The sequence below is a fragment of the Ruminococcus flavefaciens AE3010 genome (assembly GCF_000526795.1).
Lineage (GTDB): Bacteria > Bacillota > Clostridia > Oscillospirales > Ruminococcaceae > Ruminococcus > Ruminococcus flavefaciens_D.
Map to the genome: position 1 here is coordinate 44,465 of NZ_JAGT01000001.1, position 17,619 is coordinate 62,083.

The following is a 17,619-nucleotide window of genomic DNA, read 5'->3' on the forward strand; positions in this document are numbered from 1 at the left end:
TTAAATTATTCTTTCAGCAGGGAGTTTTAAAATGCAGGTCAAAATATCCGAATTTCTCAGGGAATATACATCTGAACTGCCCGAGAGCGTGCTCAGCGGCGAGATATTCAAGCTTACATACAGTGAAAATCTTGAAAATATCCGCTTCCATGCACGTTTTGACGAGGTAGTCCCAAGCGATGATATATTCGCGTTTGAAAAAGCAGTTGAGACTGCCATAAAGGTGGAGCAGGTGAGACTTGCCTGCCGTTATCCCTCCGAGAAGTTCGGCATGGAGTGCTACGGCGAGCTTTTGAAGCTGCTGAAGCGCGATATCCCTGTAGTCAACGGCTTCCTTGATGATGCGGACGTGTCTCTCGGAAACGGGGAACTCCGCATAAGGATAGTCCACGGCGGAAGAGATATACTGGACAAGTTCAATTTCTGCACGGGCTTTTCACGAATGATATACAACCAGTTCGGCGTGAGAGTCAAGGTAGTCCTTGACGGCGATACCTCGGTGAGCGTTGAGCAGTACGACGAGATGATAGAGCGTATCGAAGCTGATATGCCCGATTACAGCAATCAGCTCATACCCGACAAGACTCCCGACGAGATAAAGACTGAGGAAATGAAGTCCGTTATCCCAACAGCCACACTTGACGTTACGGCTCTTGATAAGGACTTCGACGCTGAGTCAGCAGAGATAGTCAAGGGCAGAGCTATCCGCGAAAAGCCCATATCCATATGTGAAGCGGTACAGCGTCTCGGAGACAAGGTGGTTGTTGTAGGCGATGTTTTTGCGTCTGAGCTCAAAGAAGTCCGCAACGAAAAGACCGTTGTCACCTATGATATTACCGACTACAGCGGCTCACTGAAAGTAAAGATATTCGCAAAGAACGAAGAGGTCGAGGAGATGAAGCTGGGCTCCATAAAGAGTGGGGCAACTCTCCTTGTATCGGGCAAGCTGGACTATGACTCCTACGCAAGAGATATCGTTATATCCGCGAATTCTCTCATAAAGGTAAAGCGTATCCCCAAAATGGACAACTATCCCGAGAAGCGTGTTGAGCTTCACTGCCACAGCAATATGTCCGCTATGGACGCCGTAACAGACCCCGTTGCTCTTATCAACAGGGCGGCAAGCTGGGGACATCAGGCTATGGCTATAACCGACCACGGCAATGTGCAGGCTTTCCCGGACTGTATGTATAATATGCCCAAGAACTTCAAGGTCATCTATGGCATGGAGGCATATATCGTCAACGATATAGAGCGGGATATGGCAGTCTACGGCAGTGATGACCGCTCATTTGACGACGAGATAATAGTATTCGACGTTGAGACTACGGGACTGAGCTTCCGCAATGACCGCCTCACCGAGATAGGTGCGGTAAAGCTTAAAAATATGCAGGTTGTCGATGACTTCAATACAAAAGTCAACCCGGGATTTCATATCCCCGAGAGGATAACCGAGCTCACAGGCATAAGCGACGCAGACGTTGCAAACGCTCCCGACGAGGCAGAAGCGCTTCGCATGTTCATGGAGTTCTGCGGAGATAAGCCTGTTCTTGTGGCTCATAACGCACGCTACGATACCAATATGATAAATCAGGTCTGCAAGCGTCAGAACATTGATTTTGAATATACATGGGTGGACACTCTTGTAATGTGTCAGTCCATGCTTCCCGAAATGGGACGCCATAAGCTGAACCTTGTGGCAAAGCAGCTGAAATTAGGAAAATTCGACCATCACAGAGCCTCAGACGACGCTCTTATGCTGGCAAAGATATTCATTGAGCTTATTGGCAGACTGAAAAGTGAAAGAAGCTTCAAGTCCGTGCAGCAGCTCAATACCCTTGTTGAAGAAATAGAGACAAAGAAGCTGAAAAGCTACCACTTCATCATACTTGTAAGAAATCAGGCAGGTCTGAAAAATCTCTACAGACTTGTTTCACTCAGCAACCTTGAATACTTCTACAAGAAGCCCCTTATACCGAAATCAAAGCTCATCGAGCACCGCGAGGGACTTATCTACGGAAGCGCCTGTGAGGCAGGCGAGCTATTTCAGGCTATGCTGGATATACGCGATCAGGACTACATCGACAATATGGCGAGGTTCTACGATTATCTTGAGATACAGCCTATCGGCAATAACGCGTTCATGGTCCGTGACGGCGTGGCAAAGGACGATGAGGAGCTACGAGATTTCAACCGCTATATAGTTGAAATGGGTGACAGACTTGGCATACCTACCTGTGCTACCTGCGATGTGCATTTCATGGATCCCAAGGACGCAATCTACCGTAAGATAATCCTTGCCAGCATGGGCTTCAAGGACGCAGAGGAGCAGGCTCCGCTGTATCTGAGAACTACCGAGGAAATGATGGCGGAATTCATGTATCTGGGCGAGGACAAGGCTAAGGAAGTAGTCATCACCAATACCAATGCCATTGCCGATCAGATCGAAGTCGTAAGACCTATACCAAAGGGCACTTTTACTCCCACCATTGAGGGGGCGGAGGAGGAGCTTGTTAAGATAACTCACGACAAGGCTCATGAGATATACGGCGATCCGCTGCCAGAGCTGGTTGACAAGCGCCTTGACAGAGAGCTTTCGTCAATCATCAAGCACGGTTTCTCCGTGCTGTATATCATCGCTCAGAAGCTTGTGTGGAACTCCGTTGAGAACGGCTACCTTGTAGGTTCCCGAGGTTCTGTCGGTTCCTCTTTCGTGGCTTCTATGGCGGGTATCTCAGAGGTAAATCCGCTTCCGCCCCATTATGTATGCCCCAACTGCAAGCACAGTGAGTTCCTGCTGGACGGTGTTTACGGCTCGGGCTTTGACCTGCCGCCAAAGAAGTGTCCCGACTGCGGCAAGGACATGAACCGTGACGGACACGATATACCATTCGAGACCTTCCTCGGCTTCGACGGCGATAAAGCGCCTGATATCGACCTTAACTTCTCCGATGAGTATCAGTTCTGGGCTCACCGCTATACGGAGAAGCTCTTCGGAAAATCCAACGTGTTCAAGGCGGGAACTATTTCCGTTGTTGCTGAAAAGACCGCCTACGGCTACGTTAAGAAGTACTGCGAGGAGAACGGCATCACTCTTAACAATGCGGAAATGAGCCGTCTCGCTATCGGCTGTACAGGTATCAAAAGAACTACAGGACAGCACCCGGGCGGAATGGTCGTTGTGCCATCGGATTACGACGTTTACGACTTCACACCAGTTCAGCACCCTGCCGACACCGCGGATTCGGAGATAATCACCACTCACTTCACCTTCAATTCTCTCCATGATACCATACTGAAGCTTGACGAGCTTGGACACGTTGTTCCTACGCTGTACAAGCACCTTGAAGACCTTACGGGCATCAAGATAAAGGACGTTCCCACATCTGACCCCGATGTTATCCGTATGTGTACCAACTGCGATGTGCTGGGAGTTACTCCCGAGGACATCTACTGCAAGACGGGAAGTCTCGGCATACCTGAAATGGGTACGGGCTTTACCATACAGATGCTTCTGGACGCTAAGCCCACAAAGTTCAGCGACTTCCTGCAAATATCGGGACTTTCACACGGTACCGACGTTTGGCTGGGCAATGCGAAAGACCTTATAGATAACGGCGTATGTACCATTTCCGACGTTATCGGAACCCGTGACTCAATTATGACCTACCTTTTATATAAGGGCGTCGAGCCGAAAATGGCGTTCCAGATAATGGAGTGGACACGTAAGGGCAAAGCTCCCAAGCAGTTCACACCCGAAATAATACAGATGCTCCGCGACCATAATGTACCTGAGTGGTACATCGAGAGCTGTCTGAAGATAAAGTACATGTTCCCGAAAGCCCACGCGGCTGCTTACGTTATCGCGGCTATAAAGCTGGGCTGGTTCAAGCTCCATATGCCGCTGGAGTATTACGCCACATACTTCTCCGTAAGAGGTGAAGACTTTGACGCGGAGCTGGCTGTAAAGGGCATTGGTGCAGTCCGTGCCAAGATAGAGGAGATAAAGGCTCTGGGCAACGACAAGACCAACAAGGACAGCGCTCTCTACGATATCCTGCTCATTACAAACGAAATGATGTCCAGAGGCTATGAGTTTCTGCCCATTGACCTGTTCAAGTCCCATGCTACGGACTACCTTGTTGAGGACGGCAAGCTGAGGATACCGTTCTCGGCTATGAGCGGCGTCGGAGACAACGCTGCAAAGGGCATTTACGAGGCTGTGCAGAAGGGCGGATTCATGTCTATCGAGGAATTCCAGTCCGAAAGCGGAGCGTCAAAAACAACAATAGATATGTTGAAAAGTATAGGGGCGTTTGGTGATTTACCCGAATCCACTCAAATGTCGTTCTTTTAACTTGACTTTTCTGTAGTAATATGTTATCATATTATCATGTTAGCAGACTAAAGTGTTTGACCAAGGAGGTTACTGATGAAAAATTATGACCTTATCACTCCCGAGGGCACAAAGGACCTGCTCTTCGGAGAGTGCATAGTAAGACGAAATATAGAGAATACTCTCATGAGAATTTTCAGGAGCCGCGGCTACAGCGAGACTATTACTCCCGGTCTGGAGTTCTTTGACGTATTCAACCTTAATTCACGCTATTTTCCCCAGGAGAACCTGTACAAGCTCACTGACAGCAAGGGCAGGCTCCTGGTCATGCGTCCCGATACCACAATGCCTATCGCAAGAATAGTGGCAACACGTCTCAGAGACGCAGACCTTCCTCTGAAGCTCTGCTACGCTCAGGCTGTATACACCACAGAGCCCTCATTAAAGGGCAGAAGCGACGAGGTAGTTCAGGCAGGTATCGAGCTTATAGGCTCACAGCTGAAAATAGCCGATCTTGAAGTTATATCAACAGCAGTTGATTCACTCAGCTCCTTCGGCATGGAGTTCTCCCTTGAACTTGGTCATATAGGCATATTCAAGGAGCTTGTCAGCAAGCTTGACGCTTCCGAAAAGGACAAGGAGAGCATAAGAAAGCTCATCGAGAACAAGAATTTCCCCGCTCTCAACGATCTGCTGGACAGCTTCGGCAATTCAGCCGTTACAAATGCGCTTAAAAAGCTTCCCGCGCTCTTTGGCGGCGAGGAGGTATTTGAAAAGGCTGAGGAGCTCATGCCCGACGACAATATCAAGCGTATCCTTGACGAGCTGAGAGAGGTATACGCAGACGCTTCCGAGCTCTGCGGCGGCGACGGTTCTATCACCGTTGACCTTGGACTTGTAAACAAGACCGACTACTACACAGGTCTTATCATAAAGGGATATTTACAGGGACACGGCGAGGAGGTACTCTCGGGCGGACGCTACGACAAGCTTATCTCCGAGTTCGGCTATGACGTTCCCGCTATCGGCTTTGCTGTAAACATCAACGCTGTTGCAAAGCTCATGGAAAAGAGCGACGTGCTTCCTGCCGAGCCAAAGGCTGACGTTATCGTATATGCCGAGGAGGGCTGCGAGGTAGCTGCTCTCAAGGCTGCAAGCGAGCTTCGCGAGCAGGGACTGGTAGTTGAGAATGCTCTCTTCGACGACCTTGAAAGCGTCCGTGAGTACGCAATGGAGAAGAAGATAGCAAAGGTAGTAGTTATCGACGGCGAGAGCAAGGAGGTAAACATATGAACAAGCCTATAAGAATGGCTCTTACAAAGGGCAGACTTGAAAAGGACACAGTAGATCTCCTTGAAAAGCTTGGATTTGACTGTACAGCTGTACGCGAAAAGGGCAGAAAGCTCATACTTCCTGTACCTGACGCAAATCTTGAAGTAGTTCTCGCAAAGGCAAACGATGTTATCACCTATGTTGAGCACGGCGTGTGCGACATGGGCGTTGTTGGCAAGGACACTATCATGGAGATGAAGGGCAAGTTCTATGAGCTTGTTGACCTTGGCTTCGGAAAGTGCAAGTTCGCTCTTGCAACAAAGAAGGGCTACGACTTCTACAGCGGCTACGGCATAAAAACTATCGCCACAAAGTACCCCAACGTGGCAAGAAGCTTCTTCGAGAAGAAGGGCATGGATACCGAGATAATCAAGATAGAGGGCTCTGTTGAGCTTGCACCGCTCCTTGAGCTTGCAGACGGTATCGTTGATATAGTTGAGACAGGTACTACTCTCAAAGAAAACGGACTTGAGGTAATTGAGGACGTTGCACCTATCTCCGCAAGACTTATTGCAAACACTGTTAGTCTCAAAATGAGACACGCTGAAATAGACAGACTTATCACACTTATAGAGGAGAATCTCTGATGAAGAAAATATTTGCAAACGGCACTGACGAAGTTGCTTTCCTCAGCGACCTGAAAAAGAGAAGCGGCGAGACCAATAAAAAGGTCACAGAGGTCGTTTCCGAAATAATCGAGAACGTCAAGGAAAAGGGCGACGAGGCTGTAAAGGGCTATACCCTTAAATTTGACGGCAATCTTCCACAGTATTACGAAGTACCCCGTGAGGTCATCAACGATGCTCTCACAGAGGCAGATCAGGAGTTGGTTGACGCACTCCTCAACGCACAGGAGAACATTGCTGATTTCCACCAGCGACAGGTGGAGCAGAGCTTTATCTCTCCCAAGGAGAACGGCGTTATCATGGGACAGCGTGTCCGCGGACTGCACAGGGTAGGTCTCTATGTTCCCGGCGGTACAGCTGCATATCCGTCAAGCGTTCTTATGAATGCTATCCCTGCTAAAATCGCAGGCGTCAAGGAGATAATCATGGTAACTCCTCCGCTGAAGGACGGTACTCCCAACAAGGATATCCTTGTTGCAGCTGCTATCTGCGGCGTGGACAGAGTGTTCCTTTCAGGCGGCGCACAGGCTATTGCTGCACTTGCTTACGGCACTGAGGAGATACCAAAGTGCGACAAGATAGTAGGCCCCGGAAACATTTATGTAGCTACTGCAAAGAAGCTGCTCTACGGCGTTGTTGATATCGACATGATAGCAGGTCCCAGCGAGATACTGGTTATTGCTGACGACAGCGCAAATCCAAAGTTCGCTGCGGCAGACCTTATGTCACAGGCAGAGCACGATGTGCTTGCTTCCGCAATTATGGTAACAACAAGCGAAAAGCTTGCTGACGATACGATAAAGGAGATAGACCGCCAGAAGGAATATCTCTCCAGAAAGTCTATCATCGAGAAGTCACTGGAGGATTACGGCGCAGTTATCATCGCTGACAGCCGTGAGAAGTGCGTTGAACTGGCAAACGAGATAGCTCCCGAGCACCTTGAAGTTCTCATGGAGAATCCATTCGAGCTTCTTGGAAGCCTTGACAATGCAGGCTCTATATTCCTCGGTCACTATGCTTCCGAGCCTCTCGGCGACTACTACGCAGGACCTAACCACGTCCTGCCCACAAGCGGTACTGCTCGTTTCTTCTCGCCCCTTGGCGTAGCAAGCTTCACAAAGCGTACTGCTTATACCTACTACACTGAGGACGCTCTCAGACAGGCAAAGGACGACATCGTTCTTATCGCAGAGCGCGAGGGACTTACCGCTCACGCTAATGCTATAAAGGTAAGATTTGAAGACTGAATCACGCAATGGGGCGGCTTGGAAAACGGCTGCCCTATAGGCGTTTTTCGGAAAGGATAAATCATGAGTTACAAACTGAACAAAAAGCTGGTAAATTTAGTGCCCTACGATCCCATAACGGGACACTACGACATACGACTTGACGCTAACGAGAGCTGCTTCAACCTCAACGATGAGCTCAAAGCAAAGATAGGCAGAAGCATTTCGCAGATAGACTTCAACCGCTATCCCGACTGCCTTGCAAAAGCTCCCACAAAGGCTTTTTCGGAGCTCTACAATATACCCGAGGAGCTTATCAGTGCAGGCAACGGCTCCGACGAGCTCATAAGCATTATCGAGGGCTGCTTCTTTGAAGCAGGGGACACTATCGTGAATGTATCCCACGACTTCTCCATGTATGAGTTCTACGCACAGCTCTATGAGGTAAATGTGGAGACCTATCAGAAAGAAGCAGACCTTACTATCGACGTTGACAAGCTCATTGCTTTCTGTAAGGAAAAGGGCGCAAAAGGGCTTATCTTCTCGAACCCCTGCAACCCCACTTCTCTTGGACTGGACAGGGCTGCTGTCAGAAAGATAATCGAGTCACTTGAAGATGTGTTGGTTATCCTTGATGAAGCCTACATGGACTTCTGGGATCAGTCAGTACTTTCAGAGGTGGATAATTACAGCAATCTCATTATCCTCAAGACCTGCTCGAAGGCTATCGGCATGGCTGCTGTAAGATTCGGCTTTGCAGTTGCAAATAAGACTATCACAAATGCTATCCGTGCAGCAAAGTCTCCATACAACAATGATACGGTTGCACAGACCATAGTCGCTGATATACTCAGCGAAAAGGAGTACCTGAAAGAGTGCCGCGACATTATAGTTGCCAATACAAAGAAGCTATATGCTGATATCGCTGCACTTGATAAGAAGTACGGCTGCTTTGAAAAGGTTTACGAGCCATGCACCAACTTCGTATTTATCAAGACAGACGAGTTTGAAAAGATATACAAGTTCATGCTGGACAATTCAATAGCAATAAGAAAGTTCAAGGGCTTTATCCGTATAACAACCGGAAGCGCAGAGGAAAACAAGCGCTTTATGGAAGTGCTTGAAAAATACTTCAGTAAATAAAGGAGGCGGCTGCAATGCGCAAGGCTGAAATAGAAAGAGTTACCAAGGAAACTCAGATCAAGATATCCGTATCTCTTGACGAAAAGGGTAAGGCTGACATCGACACGGGCATTGGGTTTTTCGACCACATGCTCACAGCTCTGTCTGTACACAGCGGTATCAGCATGACTGTCAAGGTCAGGGGAGACCTGCACGTTGACTGCCACCACACAATCGAGGACACAGGTATCGCTCTGGGACAGGCACTGGGACAGGCTCTCGGTACAAAGGCTGGCATAGTCCGCTACGGTACGGCTTATATCCCTATGGACGAGTCCCTTGCAATGGCAAGTCTCGACCTGAGCAACAGACCCTTCCTTGTGTTCAACTGCGACTTTACAAATCAGAGCTGCGGCGAGTACGACCTCTGCATGACGGAGGAGTTCTTCCGTGCATTTGCGTTCAATTCGGGCATGACCCTGCACATCAATCTGCTCTATGGCAGCAATGACCACCACAAGGCAGAGGCTGTCTACAAGGCAGTTGCACACGCACTGAAAACAGCCGTTACCGAGAACAAGGACGGCTCAACGCTCTCCACGAAAGGAGTTCTCTGATGATAGCGATAATCGACTACGGCGCAGGAAACATTTTCAGCGTCAAGAATGCACTGGACTACCTTGGACTTGAAAGCAGGCTTGTCAGCGACAAGGAGTCCGTAAAGGCTGCGGACGCAGTTATACTTCCCGGTGTGGGTGCCTTTCCCGCAGCCATGAAAAAGCTTGAAGCCACAGGACTTGTGGACACTATCAAGGAGGAAGCCGCAAGAAAGCCTTTCCTCGGCATTTGCCTCGGTATGCAGCTCATATTCGACAAGGGCTACGAGTTCGAGGAGTGCGACGGTCTGGGACTTATCGGCGGCAGCGTCCGCAAAATGGAAGAGCCCGAGCTTATAATACCTCACATGGGCTGGAACAAGCTTGAAAAGCTCAATGATTGTCCGCTTCTTGAAAATGTGGGCGACAACGAGTACGTCTACTTTGTACACAGCTACAAGGCTCACTGCGAGGATAAGGATATAGCCGCTTACGTTGAGTACGGCGGACGTGTTCCAGCACTTGTTTACGACGGCAAATACGTTTACGGAGCACAGTTCCACCCTGAAAAATCGGGCGAAACAGGACTTAAAATTCTCCGCAGCTTCGCAGGACTTATCAGGTGAGAAAGCTGATAATTGCAGAGGGGCTGCCTTGCTCCGGTAAGAGCACCACAGCCCGATATATCGCGGAGCAGCTCGGTATGACCTTCATCGACGAGGGCAGCGGGGCTCACCCTGCGGACTATGAATTCGATGCATATCTTACGGAGAGTGACCTTGGCAGCTTTAACGCTCCCCAGCGCGAACTTATCGCTGCACAGAGCAAGCGGAAGTCGGGAGGGTATATCGTACCGCTCGGAGCATTCAGCGGCGAACTGTTTGAAAAGCTGCTGAAATACAAGATATATGACTTTCTCCCATGGGAGAAAGAGCGACCGATAATGCTTGATAAATGGCGTGATTTCGCGCGGAACTGCAATGTTGGCTTTGTTTTCAACTGTGTGCTTTTGCAGAATCCTATGTGCGAGACAATGATGCGCTTTGGCTTTGACGTGACTGTCTCCGAAGCTTATATCCGCGAGATATGCGGCATTATCGCTACGCTCTCGCCGTTTGTTGTGTACCTGCGAAACACCGAGGTGTATGACAGCGTGAAGCGAGCGTCCGCAGAGCGTGATGACGACTGGCTCAATGCCGTTATCGACTATCATTGCAATGGCAAGTACGGCAGATCGCAGGCTCTCAGCGGCTTTGACGGCTACATATCAGCTCTTGAAGAGAGACAGCGCCGCGAGGTGGAGATACTCCGCGGACTTGACATCGAAAGCATTGTACTCGACAATCCGCAAAAGGACTGGGACAAGGCGTATTCGGACATACTTGCAAAGATAAAGTGAGGAAACGTGACGATGGTATATAAGAGCCTGCTTTTATCATCGGCTAATACAAGGGAGCTTGGCGGTTTCAAAACAGCTGACGGCGGAATGACGAAAAACTGCGTATTCTGGCGCAGCGATGTTCCTGTAAATCCCACTTCCGATGACGTTGAGAAGCTTATTTCAAATCGCATAACTGCTGTAATAGATATGCGCACGGAAGCGGAAAGGCTTAAAACTCCAAATACTCTGGCGGATATGGCTGAGTTTGAGTATCATCACTTTCCGATAATTGAGGGAAGCGGTGTTCCCGAAAGCCTTGAAGCTGTTCCGCTGTCATATATGAGCATAGCCGCGGCAGAAAATATGCCGAAGGTGATGAAAGTCCTTGCGGAAGCAGATAAAGGTGTTCTTTTCCACTGTACGGCAGGCAAGGACAGGACGGGCGTTGTAAGTGCAATAATACTAATGGCTTGCGGAGCTGACCGTGATGACATAGTCAGTGACTACGTTGTCAGCCGCGAGTACAACAAGGAGAAGTTGAAAGCTTTTCTGGCGGCACACCCCGATGTGGACAAAAATATCGTGCTTGCAAATGAGAAGAGCATGAATGTCTTCATTGAACTGTTCACAGAGCGCTTCGGCAATGTTGAAAGCTATTTTGAAGCTATCGGATTATCGGCTGAGTATGCCGATATGATACGAAATAAACTTATTTAAGGAGAATAAAAATGATAATTTTCCCCGCAATAGATATTAAAGACGGCAACTGCGTCCGACTGTTCAAGGGCGACTTTTCCACTGTTGAAAAGGTGGCAAGTGATTACCTCGAGACTGCAAAGAGCTTTGAAGCAGCAGGCGCTCAGTGGATACACATGGTAGACCTTGACGGTGCCAAGGAGGGCAGACCTGTCAACACAAAGATATACACGGACGTTGCCGAAAAGACTAACTTAAAGGTAGAGCTGGGCGGCGGTATCCGCAGCATACAGACCATTCAGGAGTACCTTGACATGGGTATCACAAGAGTTATCCTCGGCTCCGTAGCGCTGAAAAATCCCAAGCTTGTCCGCGAAGCCGTTGAGAAGTTCGGCAGCGAAAAGATAGTAGTTGGGATAGACGCAATGAATGAAATGGTGGCTACAGAGGGCTGGCTGGAAAGCTCCGACGTACACTACATCGACCTTGCAGACAAAATGATAGAAGCGGGAGTGAAGTACTTCATCTTCACGGACATTTCCAAGGACGGCACTCTCTCGGGCGTAAACCGCGTTCAGCTGAAAAAGCTGGCTGACGCCACCGAGGGCAGAGCTAATATTGTTGCAAGCGGCGGAGTTCACACCATGGAGGACATCATCGCCTGCAAGGAAATGGGACTTTACGGCACAATATGCGGAAAATCAATATATAAGGGCACTCTGGATCTCAGAGAAGCCGTTGAATATGCGGAGAAATAATATGAACGATGTAAAACCTACTAAGGCATGGATAATATCATTGCTGGTGGGCAGTATATGTTCCCTTATCATTATTTTTTCCAAGATAATCGGCATAGACCTGCCTGATTTTCTGAGGAGGATATTGGGCATAGCAGTTCTTATAGCACTGCCTGTCATGGTATTTTCATCAATAAGGATGTACAAAGAAGCAAAGAACGGATAAAAAGGAAGTGAAGCAATGCTTGCAAAGAGAATAATACCTTGTCTTGACGTGCGTAACGGTAAGGTAGTAAAGGGTGTAAATTTTGAGGGAGTCCGTGATGTGGGCGACCCTGTGGAGTGTGCCGAGGAGTACAACAAGCAGGGAGCTGATGAGATAGTTTTCTACGATATCACGGCTTCATTTGAGGGAAGAGGAGTTTTCCTCGACGTTGTAAGAGATACGGCAAAAAAGGTATTCGTACCACTTACAGTAGGCGGCGGCATAAAGACCGTTGACGATATACGTGAGGCTCTCAGAGCAGGTGCGGACAAGGTTTCCGTAAACTCTCAGGCTGTTCAGAATCCTCAGCTCATCAAGGACGGCGCTGACATTTTCGGCAGCCAGTGTATCTGCGTAGGTATCGACGCCAAGAAGATAGCCGACAACAAGTGGACTGTCTATATAAACGGCGGACGCAAGGATATGGGCATAGACCTTATCGACTGGGTACACACCATAGAAAAGCTTGGAGCAGGCGAGATATGCCTTAACTCCATAGACGCCGACGGCACCAAGGAGGGCTTTGACATACCCATGCTGAAGGCTGTATGCGACAACTGCTCAATACCTGTTATCGCCAGCGGCGGAGCAGGAAAGATAAACGATTTCTATGAGGTGTTTGAAAAGACAGGAGCTACCGCAGCACTTGCGGCTTCGCTTTTCCACTTCAAGGAGCTCACCGTGGGCGAGGTCAAGGACTACTGCCGCGGCAAGGGCGTTATCGTGAGGTAAGTTATGGACAAGATATGGGAGGAAATGTATGCGGCGGCAAAGGCTGTTCTAAATCCTCGCCGCATATCCGATTATGTAACAGCAGGCGAGGTCTCGGCAGCTGTGCTCAGTAAGTCGGGAAAGATATATACGGGAGTATGTATCGATACCTGTTCTACGCTGGGAATATGTGCGGAGAGAAACGCCATATTCAACATGATAACCAATGGCGAACAGGAGATAGACAAGGTGCTGTGCATATCGCCAAGAGAAGGCAAAGGCGCTCCCTGCGGAGCCTGCCGCGAGCTTATGGTACAGCTCATGCCCACAAGCTACAAGGACATCGAGATAATGCTGGACTACAGCAAGGGCAAGGTAATAACTCTCGGTGAGATAACTCCCGAATGGTGGATAGACTATGATAGAGTATAAGGATATAAAAGATTTTACGGCAAAAGAGCTTGAAAGACTGTTCCTGTCCGTTGAGTGGTCGTCGGGACATTTCCCCGAAAAGCTCAAGATCGCAATGGAAAACTTCAAAACTGTCTACAGCGCATGGGACGGTGACAAGCTCATCGGTATGATATGCGCAATGGACGACGGCATAATGAACGCCTATGTTCATTATCTTCTCGTTGACCCCGAGTATCACGGACTTACCGTGGGACGCACTCTTGTGGACATGATCAAGGAGCATTACAGGGATTATCTGCGCATTGCTGTCATTGCTTACAATGACGAGCTGCATTTCTACAGGAACTGCGGCTTTAAGGAGGCAGATGATGCTTCTCCCATGTTTATAACATCTTTGTGGACTTGAGGTGACGGCTATGCTTTGGTTTTTTCTTATACTTGATATCATATTCTCGGCAGCTGCCCTGTTTGGCGGATACTATATGAAGTTCTGTGCTCCCAAGGACAATGATATGAAAATGGGAGTGCTCACGGAGAGTGCCAAGAAGAGCAGGGACACATGGGAATATGCCAACAAAGCCTGCGGCAAAGGCTGGATAGCAGGCGGCATAGCAGGTCTTGTGCTATCTGCGGCAGCTACGGAAACAGCGTTTTTTGCCAGTGAGAAGGTCGCTTCCATAGTCGGTGCAGCTGCTGCCGTTATCATCGTTATTATAATGAGCTGCTCGGCAACAACGACCATTATGGGACTTAAAAGTAAATTCGATAAAGACGGAAAGCCTGTGGAAAAGGAGTAAATATGATAAAGATAGACATTAACGACCTTGACAAATTCTTCGTAAAGGGAGAGCTTATCCCTGCGATCTGCTACGAGGTCAACACGAAAACAGTTCTTATGCTTGCCTATATGAACAAGGAGAGCCTGAAAAAGACTCTGGAAACAGGCTATACATGGTTCTGGAGCCGTTCCCGTCAGGAGTACTGGAACAAGGGGGCTACTTCGGGACACTTACAGAAGGTGGTATCCATATACGGAGACTGCGACAATGACACACTGCTTGTAAATGTTGAGCAGACGGGAGTTGCCTGTCACACAGGAAGCTACAGCTGCTTTTTCAACGAAATATATAATAATGAGGAGAATGAATAATGACAGTATATCAGGAAATATTTGAGGTCATCAAGGAGAGGAAGAAGCAGTTCGAGAACGGTACTGCTGCTGAGAATTCCTACACCTGCTATCTTTTTGAAAAGGGCGTTGACAAGATCTGCAAAAAGGTGGGCGAGGAAGCTACCGAGACAGTTATCGCTGCAAAGAACGGTGACAACGACGAGCTAATGAACGAGATCAACGACCTGCTCTATCACGTAATGGTGCTCTGCGCAAATCAGGGACTTGACTGGTCTGACGTTGAGAAAGTACTCGGCGAGAGAAACGAGAAGATCGGCAACCTCAAGAAGTTCCACGAGGTAGACAAGAATACATGATAAAAAGCCTGAGAGTATCAACTCTCAGGCTTTGTTTTATCCTCCAAGACGCTTTTTGAAATCCGTTGTATCAAGGAAATCGAACAGCGCGGTTAGTATGTCATTGTAGCACGGAATATAGATGTGCATGCCGTCACCGGAGGTATAGTCCTCGCGGAGATCAAGGTCCTTATCGCAGACCACCGAATATGTGTCAAAGTAGACTACCTGCGGGGAGTCCATATCCTTGACCATTTTTTCAAGAGCAGCATTGTACTCGCGGATAATATTGTTTTTTACGATCTTACAGTATGAGCACACAGGGGTTATTCCCGCAACAACGATATTTATATCGGGCATACGCTTTATTATCTCATTGATGACTTCGCGGTAGCGCTCCACATAGGGATCGGGATAATTCAGGTTCACATCGTTCATTCCCACCGAGATATAAAGCAGTCTCGGACGAATTTCCTCTATGGAGTCCACCATGCCCAGCTCGCCGTTTCCGTGGTCAAAGGTGAAATAATCCAGATTCCACATGGATACGGAATCGCCTGCGATGCTGTGCATTTTCGGGACGAAGCCGTAATAGCAGAAGCCAAGCGCAAGGGAGTCTCCCGCAACAGCAAGCCTGTCCTGATAGAAAGCGCTGTTGGGAGAAGTGCCTGCATAGCGGTCAGGCTGTATGACCTCATAGGGTGAAGTAGTAGTTGCAGCGGTTGTGGTAACGGTCGTGGCAGTTGTAGTCGCAGTGCGGGTAGTCACGGGGCAGGTGGTCAGCTCATCGTTTACCATTTCGACAGCAGCGCTGACGGCGGCAACAGCAAATTTGCCTGCCGTTTCGGAGTCACCGTTCTGACCGAAAGAAGAGGTTAGCGAAAAGGTGAGAATTGCCGACAGAAATATCAGCATACCTGGCACAGGACTTTTCAGCAGACCGATTATTTTATGTTTCATAGTCAACACTTCCTGTTTGACGCGGTGTTTCACAGTAAATGTGCCTCAGAAAGGCACACTTATATTTTACCATATTTTTCCATGATTGTAAAGCGCAAATGAAAAACTGTCAGAAAAAGTATATGTGATATTGACATTTACAGCGCATAAGAGTATAATTATTATATCTGTAATTTAATGTGAAACAGGAGACTGATAAAATGGAAAATGTAAAGATAAACGAGCTTTATGACCTTTCTCATACAGCTGCAAAGGATTACCTCGGCAAGTTCACATATCCGTGGGAAGCTCTCAAGGGTATCAGCGAGTTTATAATCACACTGGGAAAGACTCTCAGTGCGGACGAGTATGACAATCCCTCTGAAAACGTGTGGGTACACAAGACTGCAAAGGTATTCTCAACAGCATATCTCGGAGCTCCCTGCATTATCGGAGCAAATACAGAGGTTCGTCACGGTGCATTCATCAGAGGCAGTGCTCTGGTAGGTGAGAACTGCGTTGTGGGCAACTCCGTGGAGCTGAAAAACGTTATCCTTTTCGACAACGTGCAGACACCACACTATAACTATGTGGGCGACAGTATCCTTGGCTACAAGTCTCACATGGGCGCAGGCTCTATCACTTCCAATGTAAAGTCCGACAAAACCAATGTAGTCGTAAAGTCGGGCGATGAGCGCATTGAGACAGGCATCAAGAAGATAGGCGCTATGCTGGGCGACTGCGTTGAGGTAGGCTGCAACAGCGTACTCAACCCCGGTACCGTTATTGGCAGAAATTCCAATATCTACCCCACAAGCTGCGTAAGAGGAGTTATACCCTCGGACAGCATTTACAAAACAGGCGGAGTTATAGTTCATAAGCAGTGAGGTGAGCCGCCATGATAAAAAAGACTGTTTCGGCTGTTATTTTTGCGGCGGCTATGGGACTTGCCTTTACAGCTGCCTGCACCGATAACAATACCGATGATTATATACCCTTTGATGCAACCACCGAAACGACTACAGAATCCACCACAACGACCACAACTCAGCCAACTACAGCAGCGACTACTGCTGCAAAGAAGGAGTATCCCGAGCTGGTGAATACATATTCGGGTACATATGTTGCAAATCAGGGACTTACCGCTCTTGATCTCTCCGTGTTCGGAACAGATGATGACGGAAAGATTCAGGCGCTGTTCTCGTTCCACGAGGATCCTGCAAATCCGGGTGTTCCCACGGGAAGCTATCTCATGGAGGGAACAGTAAAGAAGTCCGAGAAAAAGGACATTATCGAGGTCGATTTCACAGGCTCACAGTGGGAGAAGCACCCTGATACATATCATATTATCGATTTTACAGGCATCTTTGACGTCAAAAATGGCACTCTGACCTCAGACGCATATGAGATAGACCTTAAAAAGTCCGCAGGTGCTGACCTTGACTTCCTCACCAATGAGTATAAGGGCACATATACCCCCGACAGCGGAGACAGCAATATCAGCTTTACTGTTGAGGATATCGGCACTCACGGCGACATACAGGCTATATTCGAGTATGAGCCTCAGGAGGGCAAAAAGTGCAGCTTCATCAGCAAGGGTCAGGTCACCAATATCGCTCCCGACGGCAGGGTAACAGTAAGCTTCAAGGGCGACGAGTGGATGGTAGAGCCCGATGAGAAGAAGTTCATAGACTTTGACGGCGTATTCTCGGCTGACGGCAGAAGCTTCAGCGAAAACGGCGGACATAATATTGAGCTGACAGTAAAATAA

Annotated in this window: 20 protein-coding genes; 19 read left to right on the forward strand and 1 reads right to left on the reverse strand. The window is 48.5% G+C overall.

The genetic code is table 11. The annotated features are described in order from the left end of the window. Positions 1-31: 31 nt before the first annotated feature. The 17 genes from N774_RS0100250 (at position 32) to hisE (ending at position 14,930) form a co-directional block, all read left to right on the forward strand. Entirely contained in the window at positions 32-4,357 is a 4,326-nt protein-coding gene (locus N774_RS0100250; RefSeq protein WP_024859307.1) for a PolC-type DNA polymerase III, read from the forward strand. Between the two features lie 75 nt (positions 4,358-4,432). Further along, positions 4,433-5,629, forward strand: a complete 1,197-nt coding sequence (gene hisZ, locus N774_RS0100255) for an ATP phosphoribosyltransferase regulatory subunit (protein WP_024859308.1) — start codon at positions 4,433-4,435, stop codon at positions 5,627-5,629. Beyond that, positions 5,626-6,255 carry an ATP phosphoribosyltransferase gene (gene hisG / locus N774_RS0100260; RefSeq protein ID WP_024859309.1) on the forward strand — a complete coding sequence of 210 codons (630 nt, stop codon included), beginning with the start codon at positions 5,626-5,628 and terminating at the stop codon, positions 6,253-6,255. Before hisZ ends, hisG begins: the two co-directional genes overlap by 4 nt. After that, complete coding sequence (gene hisD / locus N774_RS0100265) at positions 6,252-7,541, forward strand: histidinol dehydrogenase (protein ID WP_024859310.1); 1,290 nt, start codon at positions 6,252-6,254, stop codon at positions 7,539-7,541. The genes hisG and hisD overlap by 4 nt, the downstream gene beginning before the upstream one ends. A 63-nt stretch (positions 7,542-7,604) precedes the next feature. After that, positions 7,605-8,663, forward strand: a complete 1,059-nt coding sequence (locus tag N774_RS0100270) for a pyridoxal phosphate-dependent aminotransferase (RefSeq protein ID WP_024859311.1) — start codon at positions 7,605-7,607, stop codon at positions 8,661-8,663. A gap of 14 nt (positions 8,664-8,677) precedes the next feature. Continuing rightward, entirely contained in the window at positions 8,678-9,259 is a 582-nt protein-coding gene (gene hisB, locus N774_RS0100275) for an imidazoleglycerol-phosphate dehydratase HisB (protein WP_024859312.1), read from the forward strand. Next, positions 9,259-9,864: an imidazole glycerol phosphate synthase subunit HisH gene (gene hisH, locus N774_RS0100280; RefSeq protein WP_024859313.1), complete on the forward strand. Its 606-nt coding sequence runs from the start codon at positions 9,259-9,261 to the stop codon at positions 9,862-9,864. The genes hisB and hisH overlap by 1 nt, the downstream gene beginning before the upstream one ends. After that, positions 9,861-10,637: a hypothetical protein gene (locus tag N774_RS0100285; protein ID WP_024859314.1), complete on the forward strand. Its 777-nt coding sequence runs from the start codon at positions 9,861-9,863 to the stop codon at positions 10,635-10,637. Before hisH ends, N774_RS0100285 begins: the two co-directional genes overlap by 4 nt. Positions 10,638-10,649: 12 nt before the next feature. Next, the gene (locus N774_RS0100290; protein WP_024859315.1) at positions 10,650-11,336 is read left to right on the forward strand and encodes a tyrosine-protein phosphatase; all 687 of its coding nucleotides are present in this window, start codon (positions 10,650-10,652) and stop codon (positions 11,334-11,336) included. An 11-nt stretch (positions 11,337-11,347) separates the two neighbouring features. Further along, positions 11,348-12,073 carry a 1-(5-phosphoribosyl)-5-[(5-phosphoribosylamino)methylideneamino]imidazole-4-carboxamide isomerase gene (hisA, locus tag N774_RS0100295; RefSeq protein WP_024859316.1) on the forward strand — a complete coding sequence of 242 codons (726 nt, stop codon included), beginning with the start codon at positions 11,348-11,350 and terminating at the stop codon, positions 12,071-12,073. Position 12,074: 1 nt separating this feature from the next. After that, positions 12,075-12,278: a hypothetical protein gene (locus tag N774_RS0100300; RefSeq protein ID WP_024859317.1), complete on the forward strand. Its 204-nt coding sequence runs from the start codon at positions 12,075-12,077 to the stop codon at positions 12,276-12,278. 15 nt (positions 12,279-12,293) lie between these two features. Further along, entirely contained in the window at positions 12,294-13,049 is a 756-nt protein-coding gene (gene hisF / locus N774_RS0100305; RefSeq protein ID WP_019678610.1) for an imidazole glycerol phosphate synthase subunit HisF, read from the forward strand. Positions 13,050-13,052: 3 nt separating this feature from the next. After that, entirely contained in the window at positions 13,053-13,460 is a 408-nt protein-coding gene (locus tag N774_RS0100310; RefSeq protein WP_024859318.1) for a cytidine deaminase family protein, read from the forward strand. After that, positions 13,447-13,848 (forward strand): GNAT family N-acetyltransferase, encoded by a 402-nt coding sequence (locus N774_RS0100315; RefSeq protein WP_024859319.1) that lies wholly within the window; start codon positions 13,447-13,449, stop codon positions 13,846-13,848. Before N774_RS0100310 ends, N774_RS0100315 begins: the two co-directional genes overlap by 14 nt. Before the next feature lie 10 nt (positions 13,849-13,858). Continuing rightward, positions 13,859-14,239 carry an SdpI family protein gene (locus tag N774_RS0100320; RefSeq protein WP_024859320.1) on the forward strand — a complete coding sequence of 127 codons (381 nt, stop codon included), beginning with the start codon at positions 13,859-13,861 and terminating at the stop codon, positions 14,237-14,239. 2 nt (positions 14,240-14,241) lie between these two features. Continuing rightward, complete coding sequence (gene hisI, locus N774_RS0100325; RefSeq protein ID WP_037280055.1) at positions 14,242-14,592, forward strand: phosphoribosyl-AMP cyclohydrolase; 351 nt, start codon at positions 14,242-14,244, stop codon at positions 14,590-14,592. Further along, positions 14,592-14,930, forward strand: a complete 339-nt coding sequence (hisE, locus tag N774_RS0100330) for a phosphoribosyl-ATP diphosphatase (RefSeq protein ID WP_024859322.1) — start codon at positions 14,592-14,594, stop codon at positions 14,928-14,930. The genes hisI and hisE overlap by 1 nt, the downstream gene beginning before the upstream one ends. 36 nt (positions 14,931-14,966) lie before the next feature. On the opposite strand, the gene N774_RS0100335 is transcribed toward hisE, so the two are convergent. After that, positions 14,967-15,869, reverse strand: a complete 903-nt coding sequence (locus tag N774_RS0100335; RefSeq protein ID WP_024859323.1) for an SGNH/GDSL hydrolase family protein — start codon at positions 15,867-15,869, stop codon at positions 14,967-14,969. 200 nt (positions 15,870-16,069) lie between these two features. Here N774_RS0100335 and N774_RS0100340 point away from each other — a divergent pair, with 200 nt between their 5' ends. Next, positions 16,070-16,735, forward strand: a complete 666-nt coding sequence (locus tag N774_RS0100340; protein ID WP_024859324.1) for a UDP-N-acetylglucosamine pyrophosphorylase — start codon at positions 16,070-16,072, stop codon at positions 16,733-16,735. 11 nt (positions 16,736-16,746) lie between these two features. Continuing rightward, positions 16,747-17,619 carry a hypothetical protein gene (locus N774_RS0100345; RefSeq protein WP_024859325.1) on the forward strand — a complete coding sequence of 291 codons (873 nt, stop codon included), beginning with the start codon at positions 16,747-16,749 and terminating at the stop codon, positions 17,617-17,619.

Coding starts and splice junctions, on each gene's coding strand:
- N774_RS0100250 (WP_024859307.1), top strand. CDS start 32: ATGCAGGTCAAAATATCCGAATTTCTCAGGGAATATACATCTGAACTG.
- hisZ (WP_024859308.1), top strand. CDS start 4,433: ATGAAAAATTATGACCTTATCACTCCCGAGGGCACAAAGGACCTGCTC.
- hisG (WP_024859309.1), top strand. CDS start 5,626: ATGAACAAGCCTATAAGAATGGCTCTTACAAAGGGCAGACTTGAAAAG.
- N774_RS0100270 (WP_024859311.1), top strand. CDS start 7,605: ATGAGTTACAAACTGAACAAAAAGCTGGTAAATTTAGTGCCCTACGAT.
- hisB (WP_024859312.1), top strand. CDS start 8,678: ATGCGCAAGGCTGAAATAGAAAGAGTTACCAAGGAAACTCAGATCAAG.
- hisH (WP_024859313.1), top strand. CDS start 9,259: ATGATAGCGATAATCGACTACGGCGCAGGAAACATTTTCAGCGTCAAG.
- N774_RS0100290 (WP_024859315.1), top strand. CDS start 10,650: ATGGTATATAAGAGCCTGCTTTTATCATCGGCTAATACAAGGGAGCTT.
- hisA (WP_024859316.1), top strand. CDS start 11,348: ATGATAATTTTCCCCGCAATAGATATTAAAGACGGCAACTGCGTCCGA.
- N774_RS0100300 (WP_024859317.1), top strand. CDS start 12,075: ATGAACGATGTAAAACCTACTAAGGCATGGATAATATCATTGCTGGTG.
- hisF (WP_019678610.1), top strand. CDS start 12,294: ATGCTTGCAAAGAGAATAATACCTTGTCTTGACGTGCGTAACGGTAAG.
- N774_RS0100310 (WP_024859318.1), top strand. CDS start 13,053: ATGGACAAGATATGGGAGGAAATGTATGCGGCGGCAAAGGCTGTTCTA.
- N774_RS0100315 (WP_024859319.1), top strand. CDS start 13,447: ATGATAGAGTATAAGGATATAAAAGATTTTACGGCAAAAGAGCTTGAA.
- N774_RS0100320 (WP_024859320.1), top strand. CDS start 13,859: ATGCTTTGGTTTTTTCTTATACTTGATATCATATTCTCGGCAGCTGCC.
- hisI (WP_037280055.1), top strand. CDS start 14,242: ATGATAAAGATAGACATTAACGACCTTGACAAATTCTTCGTAAAGGGA.
- hisE (WP_024859322.1), top strand. CDS start 14,592: ATGACAGTATATCAGGAAATATTTGAGGTCATCAAGGAGAGGAAGAAG.
- N774_RS0100335 (WP_024859323.1), bottom strand. CDS start 15,869: ATGAAACATAAAATAATCGGTCTGCTGAAAAGTCCTGTGCCAGGTATG.
- N774_RS0100340 (WP_024859324.1), top strand. CDS start 16,070: ATGGAAAATGTAAAGATAAACGAGCTTTATGACCTTTCTCATACAGCT.
- N774_RS0100345 (WP_024859325.1), top strand. CDS start 16,747: ATGATAAAAAAGACTGTTTCGGCTGTTATTTTTGCGGCGGCTATGGGA.